The following is a 12,360-nucleotide window of genomic DNA, read 5'->3' as shown; positions in this document are numbered from 1 at the left end:
CCCGGGCTGTTCACAGGTTTCTCGTAGGGATAACGCTACCGGTTCATGCCAAGAATCCGCACGCCGGGGTGTCGAAAATCCGTTCGCTAGGAGCGAATGTTACTGAGGTCACACGAATCTGAGCCTGACGACTCGTCATTCGCCGTTCACCCGAGCGACAGATTGAGGGGTCGGACGGTTGTCCCACCGCGCATAGCCTCCCTTCCGATTCTTGGGAGACCTGACAACAACGCGTCTTGAACGGAAATGCAGTGACCGAACTGAGCGACATCCAGACCGACACCGCCTGTCCCTCGTGCAGCGACGAGGCTGCGCCCGCCGTCACCGACGGCCGGCGCTCCATGTTGTCCCTGCTTCCCATGGCCGGACACACCCGCGGCAAGCGCAGCGCGGTGACCTGCGCCCTCAAGTGCGACAGCGCTTGCGCCAAGCCCGCGCCCAACACTTCCGACAACGGCTACTTCCGTGACATCGCCGGCAAGGCGCTCAGCCGCCGCCACGCGCTGGGTCTGGCCGGTGCGGGCGCGGTCGCGCTCGCGGTCGGCAGCAGCGGTCTGGCGGCCGCCGCCAGCCCCGTCCAGGCGGGTCTCGCCGCCGGGCGCGGCCACGGTGGGCGTACGAACCTGCCGTTCAAGGCGATCACCCCCGTCGCGGCCACCGAGGACACCTTCGTGGTGCCCCAGGGCTACACCTGGGAGCCGATCATCCGCTGGGGCGACCCGATCCTGCCCGGCGGCGTTCCGTTCGATGTCACCAGCCAGACCGCCGAGAAGCAGGCGCTCGCCTGGGGCTACAACAACGACTACACCGACGTCATCGTGACCAACAGGGCCGGCACCAAGGGCCTGCTGTGCTGCAACCACGAGTACGTCAACCCCGACATCATGTTCCCGCCGGACCTCGACGCCACCGAGCAGCTCAAGATCGCGATGGCCGCCCACGGCTTCGGGATCGTCGAGCTCGAGCGCTCCGCGCCTGGCAAGAAGTGGAACTACGTGCCGTCGGCTCCGAAGAACCGTCGCATCACGGCCTCGACCCCGTTCGAGTTCACCGGTCCCGCGGCCGGCAGCGACCTGCTCAAGACCGCGGCCGACCCGACCGGCACCGTCGCTCTGGGCACGATCGGCAACTGCGCCGGCGGCACCACGCCCTGGGGCACGATCCTGTCGGGCGAGGAGAACTTCAACGGCTACTTCCGCGCGACCGGCACCTCGGCGGCGGAGAAGCGCTACGGCCTGACCGATGCTGCCTCGACGTACGGCTGGGAGGCCATCGAGCCGCGCTTCGACGCGCGCTCGGCCGACTACGCCAACGAGCCGAACCGGTTCGGCTACATCGTCGAGATCGACCCGACCGACCCGACCTCGACCCCGCGCAAGCACACCATGCTCGGCCGCCTCAAGCACGAGGGCGCGAACGTGGTCATCGCCGACAACGGTCACGTGGTGGCCTACACCGGCGACGACGAGCGGTTCGACTACCTCTACAAGTTCGTCTCCAAGGGCCGCTACGACAAGCACAACCGTCGCAAGAACCTCGAGCTCCTCACCGAGGGCAGCCTCTACGTCGCCCGCTTCCACGGCGACTCCCCCGCCACCGAGATCGACGGCACCGGCAAGCTGCCCAGCGACGGCAAGTTCGACGGCTACGGCCAGTGGATCCCGCTCGTGGTCAACGGCCGCAGCAAGGTCTCCGGGATGAGCGTCGAGGAGGTCCTCGTCCACACGCGCCTGGCCGCCGACAAGGCCGGCGCCACCAAGATGGACCGCTGCGAGGACGTCGAGCCCTCGCCGAAGTCCGGCAAGGTGTACGTCGCCTGCACCAACAACTCGCAGCGCGGCACCACCGGCAAGGCCGGTGTGGACGAGGCCAACCCGCGCAACACCAACCGCGACGGCCACGTCATCGAGATCACCGAGGACGACGGCGACCACACCTCGCGCGTCTTCCGGTGGAACCTCATGATCGTCGCCGGCGACCCGTCGACCAACGCGTCCACCTACTTCGCGGGCTACCCGAAGGACAAGGTCTCGCCGATCTCCTGCCCGGACAACCTGGCCTTCGACTCCGAGGGCAACCTGTGGATCTCCACCGACGGCCAGCCGAGCTCGATCCAGAAGAACGACGGTCTGTTCAAGGTTCCGCTGGAGGGTCGCGAGCGCGGCCACGTCCAGCAGTTCCTCGCGGTGCCTCGCGACGCCGAGACCTGCGGCCCGGTCATCCACGACCGCGACGGTTCGGTCTTCGTCGCCGTCCAGCACCCGGGCGAGGAAGGCACCTGGGACGCGCCCAACTCCCGCTTCCCCGACTACGTCGAGGGCACCGCGGGTGAGGGCGAGTTCGCCGGCCCGCGGCCGTCTGTCGTGCAGGTGCTGAAGGCCTGAGAACATCGAAAGGGCGCCGGAGCGATCGCTCCGGCGCCCTTTCGGCTGTTCGGGTCGCTCAGGCAGTCCAGCCCGCGTACGCCCCGGTGAGCTCGACCTTGCCGCCGGGCGTGGCGGTGACCTCGCCTGCGGCCCAGGCGCGGATGTCGTAGCCGGCGAGGATGCGTACGGCCTCGTCGACGTCCTCGGGGTCGATCAGCGCGACCATGCCCACGCCGCAGTTGAGGGTCATCTCCAGATCCGCCAGCTCCACGGAGCCGGTGCGGCGGACGAGGTCGAAGACGGGCGCCGGGGTCCAGGTGGTGCGGTCGATGCGCGCGGAGAGCTCCGACGGCATGACCCGCTCCAGGTTCGCGGCGAGGCCGCCCCCGGTGACGTGGGACATGGCGTGGGTACGGGTCCCGCGGGCCAGGTCCAGACAGGCCTTCGCGTAGACGCGGGTCGGGGTGAGGAGCTCCTCGCCGAGCGAACGGCCGAACTCGGCGATCTGCGCGTCGAGCGTGTAGGCGCCGGAGTTGAGCAGCACGTGGCGCACCAGGGAGTAGCCGTTGGAGTGCAGGCCGGAGGCCTCCATGGCGAGGACGACGTCGCCTTCCTTGACCAGGTTCGCACCGAGCAGGTTGTCGGCCTCGACGACGCCCGTGGCCGCGCCGGCCACGTCGTACTCATCGGCCGCGAGCAGCCCCGGGTGCTCCGCGGTCTCGCCGCCGACCAGCGCGCAGCCGGCCTCGACACAGGCCTCCGCGATGCCCTTGACGATCGCCGCGACCCGCTCCGGGACGACCTTCCCGGTGGCGATGTAGTCGGTCATGAACAGCGGCTCGGCGCCGCAGACGACGAGGTCGTCGACGACCATGCCGACCAGGTCGAACCCGATGGTGTCGTGCTTGTCCAGCGCCTGCGCGATCGCGACCTTGGTGCCGACACCGTCGGTGGAGGTGGCCAGCAGCGGGCGCTCGTACGCCTTCAGGGCACTCGCGTCGAAGAGGCCGGCGAAGCCACCGACCCCGCCGAGCACCTCGGGGCGCCGGGACTTCTCGATCCAGACCTTCATCAGATCCACGGCGCGGTCGCCGGCGTGGATGTCGACACCTGCTGCGGCGTACGCGTTGGTCGGCTCGGTCTGGCTCACTGGTGGATCTCCGATCACGGGTTGTTCAGGACCGGAAGGGCCTTGCCCTCGGTCGGGGACTGCAGCGAGACCTCGAGGAGGTGCTTGCCGAGCATGCTCTCGTCGGGCAGCTCTACGGGGTATTCGCCGGTGAAGCAGGCCGTGCAGAGCGCGGTGCGCTCCTGGCGGGTCGCCGAGATCATCCCGTCGAGGGAGATGTATCCGAGCGAGTCCGCACCGACCGAGGCGGCGATCTCGTCGACGGAGAGACCGTTGGCGATCAGCTCGGCGCGGGTGGCGAAGTCGATGCCGTAGAAGCACGGCCACTTGACGGGCGGCGACGAGATCCGCACGTGGACCTCCAGGGCGCCTGCCTCACGCAACATCCGCACCTGGGCACGCTGGGTGTTGCCGCGCACGATCGAGTCGTCGACCACGACGACCCTCTTGCCGCGCACCATGTGCTCGAGCACGTTCAGCTTGAGCCGGATGCCGAGCTGGCGCAGGGTCTGGGAAGGCTGGATGAACGTACGCCCCACGTAGCCGTTCTTCACGAAAGCCTGGCCGAAGGGCAGGCCACTCTCCAGCGCGTAGCCGGTCGCGGCGGGGATGCCGGACTCGGGCACCGGGATGACCAGGTCGGCGTCGACGGGGAACTCACGAGCCAGCTCGCGGCCCATCTCGACCCGGGACTCGTGGACGTTGCGGCCGGCGATGTTGGCGTCGGGGCGGGCCAGGTAGACGTACTCGAAGACGCAGCCCTTGCGGTCGGCCTCGGCGAACCGCACCGAGCGCAGACCGGACTCGTCGATGATGATCATCTCGCCGGGCTCGACCTCACGGACCACGCTCGCGCCGACGGTGGCCAGCGCGGCGTCCTCGGAGGCGATCACCCAGCCGCGGTCGAGGCGGCCGAGGACCAGCGGGCGGATCCCCTGCGGGTCACGCGCGGCGAACAGGGTGTCCTCGTTCATCCACACCAGCGAGAAGGCGCCGTTGATCGTCGGCAGCACCTCCAGCGCGCGCGCCTCCAGCGAGGAGTCGGGGTGGAAGGCGAGCAGCTCGGTGAGCAGGGAGGTGTCGTTGGTCGAGACCGGGGCGTGGCGGCCCTCGGAGTGCTCGGGCAGCGCCTCGACGGCCGAGCGCATCTCGGCGACGTTGATCAGGTTGCCGTTGTGGCCGAGGGCGACGGAGCCGTCCGGCGTCGGCTTGAAGATCGGCTGCGCGTTCTCCCACACCGAGGCTCCGGTGGTGGAGTAGCGGGCGTGGCCGATGGCGACGTGGCCCTTGAGCGACTCCAGGGTCGGCTCGTCGAAGACCTGGCTGACCAGGCCCATGTCCTTGTAGACCAGGATCTGGCGTCCGTTGCTGACCGCGATACCCGCCGACTCCTGGCCACGGTGCTGCAGCGCGTACAGGCCGAAGTACGTCAGTTTCGCGACGTCCTCGCCCGGCGCCCACACACCGAAGACTCCGCAGTGGTCCTGGGGACCCTGGTCGTGGGGGTCGAGGGCGGCGGTGAGCCGGCCGTCGCCACCCTTGCGTCGGGACACGTGCCTACCTGAGCTGGTGAGGTTGACCACGGCATCGAGTGTAAGGGCGCATGCTGGCGATCACCGAACCCTTGACAGTCCTGTAAGGGTGGTCACATGAACGTCTCGGAATCATGAATGTAAAGAACGATCCACGTCTGCCCTACCGCCCGGGACCGACATCCCGGATAATCGATCCGATGACTTCTCCAGCGCCCAAGCCCGCCGGCGGTCACCGTCTGACGGTGCCACCGGGATTCGCCCCACCACCGTTGGGCGGGAAACGCGCCAGAAGCGACCTCACCACGACGATGACGACCATCACGACCGATCTGGCCGAGATCGGTGGTCTGCTCACCCCCGGTGAGGATCTCTCCGACCTCCAGCTGATCGCCGACAGCCTGACCGCGCTCGCGGGCTTCGAGATGGCCACGATCAGCGTCGCGCGCGCCGACGGCAACCTCCACATGGTGGTCGTCTCGGGCCAGGACTCCGCCCGCGCCGACCTGCTCGGCACCGTGACCCCGATCGAGCGGCTCGAGGCCGAGCTCGCCCGGGCCGACGACTGGGGCATCTTCAAGTTCGTGCCGGCGGAGCGGCTGGACCCGACCGCCGATGTGTACGGCTGGATCCCGACGATGACGACGGTCGACGCCGCCGGCGCCTGGAACCCGCTCGACCTGCTGGTCGCGCCGCTGCGCGACGACGCCGGCAAGCTGCGCGGCACCCTGATCGTCGACGTACCGACCGACGGCCTCCGCCCCAACCCGGAGAAGCGCGCCGTCCTCGGCCGCCACGCGGTGCAGGCGCAGCGCGCCATCCTGCTCGCCCTGGAGCGTGAGGAGCTCTCCGAGCAGGTACGCCTCGCCGAGGCCGCCCGCGACGTGATCCGCCGCGCCGGACGCGAGCTGGACCCCGACGAGATCCTCAACTCGCTGAGCACGGGGCTGGTCGACGTGCTCGACCTGACCGACTTCTGGCTGCACATGTCCAAGCCGGGCGGTCGCGGCATCCGCACCAAGGTCTACCGGGAGGACTTCAAGCTCCCGATCGAGGACCTGACCAGCCCGTTCATGGTCGACTACGGGCAATACCTCTGGGACCAGCGCAGCATCACCGTGCAGACCCCCGACGGCGCCGAGCGGCTCCCCCACCCCGATCCGGAGACGCAGCAGCTGATCACCGAGTGGATCCGCCACTACAAGGTCGGCTCGATCGTCGGGGTCCCGATCGGCTCGGGCCAGACGTGGTACGGCGCGATGCTCCTCGGCCGCGGTCCCGACAAGCCCCACTGGAGCGAGCTCGAGCTGATCACGGCCGCCGACCTCGGCCGGGACTTCGGTCGTGTGGTCCACAACTCCAGGGCCTACCTGCGCCAGAAGGCGGCGGTCGACTCCCTACGTGAGCTCGAAGCCCACAAGAGCCGGCTGATCGCGACGGTCGCCCACGAGCTGAAGAACCCGCTCTCCGCGTTCCGGTGGAACATCGAGTCGCTGCCCTACGCGGAGTCCGAGGAGGAGTACGCCGAGGTACTGACCGCACTGACGCGCAACCGCGACCGCACCGAGAAGATCGTGGCCGACCTGGCGATGCTGTCGAAGGTCTCCGACCCCGACCACCTGCCGACCACGGTGCCGATCCAGGTCGCGCCCGTGCTCGAGGAGGTCTACAGCCAGCTCAACGCCGAGATGCCCACCAGCGACGCCCACGAGCTCGTCTTCGAGATGCCGTCCGACGACGTCTACGTGACCCTGGCTCCGGGCGATCTGGACCGGGTGGTGATCAACCTGGTCACGAACGCGATCAAGTACAGCCCCGACGGCGGTCAGGTCATCGTGAGCACGCGCACCAGCCCCGGCTGGTTCGAGCTCCGGGTGACCGACCACGGTCTCGGGATCTCGCCGGAGGACCAGGACCGGCTCTTCACCGAGTTCTTCCGCTCGACCAACCCCACAGCCCTCAAACAGCCAGGCACCGGACTCGGTCTGACGATCGTGTCTCGAATCGTCAGCCGACGCGGCGGACTGATATCCGTCGACTCGACCCCTGGCGTGGGAAGCACATTCCGTGTGACGCTGCCCATTGTTTAACCTTACGCACCGGTAACGGGTTGCATTTCCCATCTCGGCGGAGAGCTCATGACCAGTACGCCCTCAGAGGGTCCGGACGCGCCAAGCGGCGCCTCCGGGGCGTACCCGAGCCCGGATCCCGGTCTGCAGCTGATCGCCGAGGGGGTCACCGAGCTCGTCGGCTTCGGCGCCGCCGTGATCAACATCCGCCGCGGTGACGAGTTCGAGATCGTCGCGGCGTACGGCGACGAGACCGGCCACACCGTCGAGGGCGAGATGACCGTCGCCGAGATGCTCGGCACCCGGTTCCCGGTCTCGGTGGTCACCGACCTGCTGGAGATGTCCGTGGACTGGGGCGACATCAAGTTCGTCCCCCACGAGAAGAACACCATCGGCGAGGCGGAGGGCTACTGGGTCCCCGACACCGACGAGGACATCCTGAAGGACCCGCAGGACTGGCACCGGCTCGACGAGCTCCTGGCGCCCTTCTACGACGAGAACGGCGAGCTCGTCGGCGTACTCTCGATCGACCGCCCGACCAACGGCCGCAGGCCGGGCCGGCGCCAGCAGCGGATCCTCAACCGATTCGCCCGCCAGGCGCGGCGAGCGGTGCTGCTCAGCCTGCAGCGTGAATACCTCGAGGAGCGGGCCAACAACCTGCTCGAGGCCCAGAGCTTCCTCCGCGAGGCCAACTCCCAGCTCGGTCTCACCGGTGTGCTCGAGGCGACCCAGGAGGCGATGAGCCGTGGTCTCGACGCCGACGGTCTCTACGTGCAGGCCCAGGACGGCGAGGGCGGCTCCGTGGCGTACGCCTCGCCCGGCCTGGGGTGGACCGCCACCGAGAGCAACATCGCGGCCGGTCAGGCGTACCAGAGCACTCGGCTGTGGAACCGGGGTGAGCACGCCATCGTCAACCGCGAGCTGCTCCTCCACACGCTGCATCACGGTGATGCCGAGCAGCGGAAGTTCGCCAGGATCGGCATCGAGTTCCTCGATGCCGTCGGGGCCGACTCGCTCCTGGTCGTGCCGATCGGCGTGGAGACCACCGCGCTGGGTCATCTGGTGCTGGTGCGTGGCTCGGGCCGGCCGCGCTGGACCGACGCCGAGGGGCGCCTCGCGATGGAGTTCGGTCGCGACTTCGGGCGCATCGTGCTCACCTCCAACGCCTACACCCAGGAGCGTGACCTCGCCCAGCGGCTGGCCACCGCCGACAAGGTGCACAGCCGGCTCATCGAGGCCGTCGCGCAGGAGCTGCACAACCCGCTGACCGCCCTCACCACCGGCATCGACGCGATGCATCACGAGGACCGCGGATCGCCGACCTGGTTCCAGCAGGTCGGCAACCTGATCAGCCGGTCCGACCAGCTGGTCGCGATGGTCGACGACCTGCTGCTGTTCTCCCGCTTCTCCGACCCCTCCTCGCGCCCGGCGCTCGCCCACGTCGACCTGACGTCCCTCCTGCAGGAGATCTTCGAGCAGAGGACGTACGAGTCGGAGAAGCGTGGCATCGAGATGAGCATCGACGTGCCCTCGCGCAGCGTCTACGTGATGGGCGACCGCAGCGAGATCAAGGCGGCGATCCTCCGGCTCGTCGACAACGCGCTGGTCTACACCCACCGCGGCGGCCACGTTCGGCTCTACATCGTGGAGAGCGCCAGCGAGGCGGCCATCTCGGTGACCGACAACGGGGTCGGCATCCCCGCGGCGGAGCAGATCCAGGTCTTCACCGAGTTCTACCGCGGGTCGAGCCAGGCGATCGGCGGCCGGAAGGGCGTCGGCCTCGGGCTCAGCATCGTCGACCGGGTCGCACGACGCCACGACGGCCGCGTCACGCTGCGCTCGGAGCCCGGCACCGGCACCCGCGTCTCCCTCGTCCTTCCGTTGGCCAACGACGCCACCTCGCCTGGTTAACCAAACGTCACAATCTGGTCGAGACGGACGTCTACGGCTGCACAGCGCGCGCGTTTCGTGCAACACTCCGTGGTGCCCAGGTCCTCAGGACTGCCACGCAGTTGCAACACCCGCCCTGACCGACCTACCCGAGAGCAAGGATGCCCCCACCACAGTCAGTCGATGCCCTCGACGTGCCTGCGAGCACGCCGAGCAGGACGTCGCTGCCGGTGGCGGATCCCGCGCTCCAGATGATCTCCGAGGGCATCTGCGAGCTGCTCGGCTTCGGCATCTCCGCGATCAACGTCGTCCGCGGCGATGAGCTCGAGGTGGTCGCGGTCCACGGCTTCACCAGCGGCCTGAACGCACACGGGCGGCGGCAGACGGCCGACGAGATCCTCGGCACCCGGTGGGCCCTCTCCGACCTGCGTGACAACCTCTCCCGCGGCGAGAACTGGGGCTCCTGGCGGTTCATCCCCCAGGAGCGGGTGAACCTTCACGAGGGCAGCTGGGTCTCCACCACCAACATGATCGACGCTCCCGACGCGTGGCATCCCCACGACATGCTGATCGCGCCAATCCTCGGTGACGACGGCTCCATCCAGGGCTGCCTCTCGGTGGACATGCCGGTCAGCGGGCGTCGGCCCGACTTCACCCAGCGCCGGGTGCTCAACCGGTTCGCGAAGCGCGCCCAGCGGGTCGTACGGGGCTACCTCGAGCGCGAGCGGCTATACGAGCGCGCAGCGAACCTCGAGACCGCCAAGGAGTTCCTGCGCGACGCCAGCTCCAAGCTCAGCCTCGCCGACGTGCTCGACGCCAGCCACGACGCGCTGATCCGCGGTCTGGGCGCCGACGGGATCTGGATGGCGACCAAAGGCCCCCACAACGAGATGGTCGTGCACGCCACCCCGGGCCTCAACTGGGATCCCGACCCGGGCCTGGCCGCGCTCACCTCGCGGAACACCTCCCGCTACTGGGCGGACGGCACCTACTCGATCCTGTGCCGCGAGCGGATCACGGACTCCTCGGAGTGGAACGAGCAGGCCACCGTCGTCAACAAGTTCTTCGAGACCCTGGGCGCGGGGAGCGCCCTGGTCGTACCGGTCGGCGCCGACCACGAGTGGCTCGGCCACATCGTCCTGCTCCGTTCGCCCGGTCGGCCCACCTGGACCGACGCGGAGGGCCGGCTGGCGATGGAGCTGGGCCGCGACTTCGGACGCATCGTGCTCACCGCCAACGCCTACACGCAGGAGCGCGACCTCGCCCAGCAGCTCGCCCATGCCGACCGCGAACGCAACCGGCTGATCGAGGCCGTCGCTCGCGAGCTCCGGATCCCGGTGAACGCGCTCGGCACCTCGCTCAACGCCTTGGCCGGCGAGCAGGTCAACACGCTGCCGTGGATCGTCCAGGTGGAGACGCTGACCGTACGCAGCGCCCAGATCGAGGGCATCGTCAGCGACCTGCTGCTCCTGTCCCGGATCCGCGACCCAGCCAACGCCCCCGGCCAGACCACGATCGAGGTCTCCGAGATGCTCGACGACGTGCTCGACGAGCTCGATCCCGACGCAGCCCACAAGGACATCGAGTGCGTCCTGACGACCCCGACCGGGCCTGCGTACGTCGTCGGTGACCCGCGCGAGCTGCGCGCGGCCTTCCTGCACCTGGTGAAGAACGCGCTGACCTACAGCCACCGCGGCTCGCGGGTGCAGGTGATGCTCTACAGCGCCGGCAGCGAGGTCACGATCATCGTCGCCGACGCAGGCGTCGGCATCGCGTACGAGGAGCAGCCGGAGGTCTTCGACCCGTTCTACCGAGGCTCCAACTCCGCGCTGGGTGGTTCGCGCGGAGCTGGGCTCGGGCTGACGCTGGTCGAGCAGATCACCAGGCGCCACCACGGGTTGGTCGAGCTCGACTCACACCCTGGTGAGGGCACCCGGGTGGCGCTGACGCTGCCTGGAAGCTAGGAGCTGCCCAGCTTCTGGAGCAGCAGCGCCTCGGCGACGACGACCCTCCGGAACTCGGCGAGGTGGAGCCCCTCGTTGGCGCCGTGGGCGCGGGTGTCGGGGTCCTCGACGCCGGTGACCAGCACGCTGGCGTGCGGGAACGCCTCGAGGAACTCCGCGATGAACGGGATCGAGCCGCCGACGCCCATGTCGATCGGGGCGGTGCCGTCCCAGGCCTCGGTGAAGGCGGCGCGGGCGGCGTCGTAGGCCGGGCCGGTCGCGTCCAGGGCGATCGGCTCACCGGTGTCGACGACCTTGGTGGTCAGCTCGGCGCCCCACGGGACGTGCTTCTCCAGGTGCTGGGTGAGGGCGGCGACGGCGTTCTCGCCGGTGTCGCCCGGGGCGATCCGGATGGTGACCTTGGCGCGCGCGCTCGGGGACAGCGTGTTGGAGGCGCCGTCGACCTTGGGCGCGTCCAGACCGGTGATCGTGATCGCCGGCTGCGTCCACATCCGCTCGACCGCACTGCCCTTGCCGACCCACTGCAGGCCGGCGATGGCCCCGGACTCGGCACGGAGCCGCTCCTCGGGGTAGTCGACGTCGGCCGCCGGACCGGAGACGAGCCCCTCGACCGCGGGAGCGCCGTCCTCGTCCCAGAGGGTGTTGAGGAGGCGTACGAGAGCCATGATCGCGTCGGGAGCCAGACCGCCCCACATGCCGGAGTGGACCGCGTGACCCAGGGTGCGGAGCTCGACGTCGACGCGGATCAGACCGCGCAGCGAGGTGGTCAGCGCCGGGACGCCGATGTCCCAGTTGCCGGAGTCGGCGATGACGATGACGTCGGCCCTCAGCTTGTCCTGGTACTTCCCGAGCAGCTCGGGGAGCGTCGCGGAGGCGACCTCCTCCTCGCCCTCGATGAAGAGGCGCACGGTGACGGGGAGCTCACCGTTGTCGTCGAGGCTGGCAAGAGCCCGGACGGCGCCGATGTGGGCCGCGATGCCGGCCTTGTCGTCGGCCGCACCACGCCCGTAGAGCCGGTCGCCGACCTCGGTGGGCTCGAACGGCGGGGTGTCCCAGTCGGCGTGGTCGTTCTCCGGCTGGACGTCGTGGTGGGCGTAGAGCAGCACCGTCGGGGCACCCTCGGGGCCCTTCTTCTCCCCGACGATGGCCGGCGGGGCACCGTCGAAGGCGCGCACGATCTCCACGTCGAAGCCCTCGGCCGCGAAGAGGTCGCGGGTCTTCTCCGCGCTCTTCTCAACCTCGCTCAGGCGCTCGGGGTCCGCGCTGACCGACTCGATCCGCACGAGGTCCTCGAGGTCCTTGCGGATCCCGGGGAAGAGGTCGTCTACACGGGCCTTGATGTCTTCGGTGGAGTGGCTCATAGGGTGAGATTATCCGGGAGGGGAACGGTGGGATAGGCGGGGTCGTCGG

Annotated in this window: 7 protein-coding genes; 4 read left to right on the top strand and 3 right to left on the bottom strand. The window is 69.2% G+C overall.

Annotated elements, in window-relative coordinates; all coding sequences use genetic code 11:
- Positions 1-251 precede the first annotated feature (251 nt).
- Complete coding sequence (locus ACW14X_RS17940; RefSeq protein ID WP_457162858.1) at positions 252-2,384, top strand: PhoX family protein; 2,133 nt, start codon at positions 252-254, stop codon at positions 2,382-2,384.
- A 58-nt stretch (positions 2,385-2,442) separates the two neighbouring features.
- Here the strand turns inward: ACW14X_RS17940 and purM are convergent, their stop codons facing one another.
- Both purM and purF read right to left on the bottom strand, forming a co-directional pair.
- Positions 2,443-3,516 carry a phosphoribosylformylglycinamidine cyclo-ligase gene (purM, locus tag ACW14X_RS17935; RefSeq protein WP_457162857.1) on the bottom strand — a complete coding sequence of 358 codons (1,074 nt, stop codon included), beginning with the start codon at positions 3,514-3,516 and terminating at the stop codon, positions 2,443-2,445.
- A gap of 14 nt (positions 3,517-3,530) precedes the next feature.
- Complete coding sequence (purF, locus tag ACW14X_RS17930) at positions 3,531-5,048, bottom strand: amidophosphoribosyltransferase (RefSeq protein ID WP_350715763.1); 1,518 nt, start codon at positions 5,046-5,048, stop codon at positions 3,531-3,533.
- Between the two features lie 179 nt (positions 5,049-5,227).
- Here purF and ACW14X_RS17925 point away from each other — a divergent pair, with 179 nt between their 5' ends.
- The 3 genes from ACW14X_RS17925 (at position 5,228) to ACW14X_RS17915 (ending at position 10,950) form a co-directional block, all read left to right on the top strand.
- Positions 5,228-7,117: a sensor histidine kinase gene (locus ACW14X_RS17925; protein ID WP_160026707.1), complete on the top strand. Its 1,890-nt coding sequence runs from the start codon at positions 5,228-5,230 to the stop codon at positions 7,115-7,117.
- A 48-nt stretch (positions 7,118-7,165) separates the two neighbouring features.
- Positions 7,166-9,007 carry a sensor histidine kinase gene (locus ACW14X_RS17920; RefSeq protein WP_457162856.1) on the top strand — a complete coding sequence of 614 codons (1,842 nt, stop codon included), beginning with the start codon at positions 7,166-7,168 and terminating at the stop codon, positions 9,005-9,007.
- 173 nt (positions 9,008-9,180) lie between these two features.
- On the top strand, positions 9,181-10,950 hold the full coding sequence (locus ACW14X_RS17915) for a sensor histidine kinase (RefSeq protein ID WP_160026705.1): 1,770 nt from the start codon (positions 9,181-9,183) through the stop codon (positions 10,948-10,950).
- Here ACW14X_RS17915 and ACW14X_RS17910 read toward each other — a convergent pair.
- The gene (locus ACW14X_RS17910; RefSeq protein WP_457162855.1) at positions 10,947-12,311 is read right to left on the bottom strand and encodes a M20/M25/M40 family metallo-hydrolase; all 1,365 of its coding nucleotides are present in this window, start codon (positions 12,309-12,311) and stop codon (positions 10,947-10,949) included. The genes ACW14X_RS17915 and ACW14X_RS17910 overlap by 4 nt on opposite strands.
- Positions 12,312-12,360: the final 49 nt, after the last annotated feature.

This window comes from Nocardioides sp. YJ-D4 (assembly GCF_054031495.1).
This window is presented reverse-complemented; position numbering and strand designations above follow the sequence as displayed.

What these genes read in the sequence shown, in the direction of transcription:
- ACW14X_RS17925 (WP_160026707.1), top strand. Translation starts at nt 5,228, where the DNA reads ATGACTTCTCCAGCGCCCAAGCCCGCCGGCGGTCACCGTCTGACGGTG.
- ACW14X_RS17920 (WP_457162856.1), top strand. Translation starts at nt 7,166, where the DNA reads ATGACCAGTACGCCCTCAGAGGGTCCGGACGCGCCAAGCGGCGCCTCC.
- ACW14X_RS17910 (WP_457162855.1), bottom strand. Translation starts at nt 12,311, where the DNA reads ATGAGCCACTCCACCGAAGACATCAAGGCCCGTGTAGACGACCTCTTC.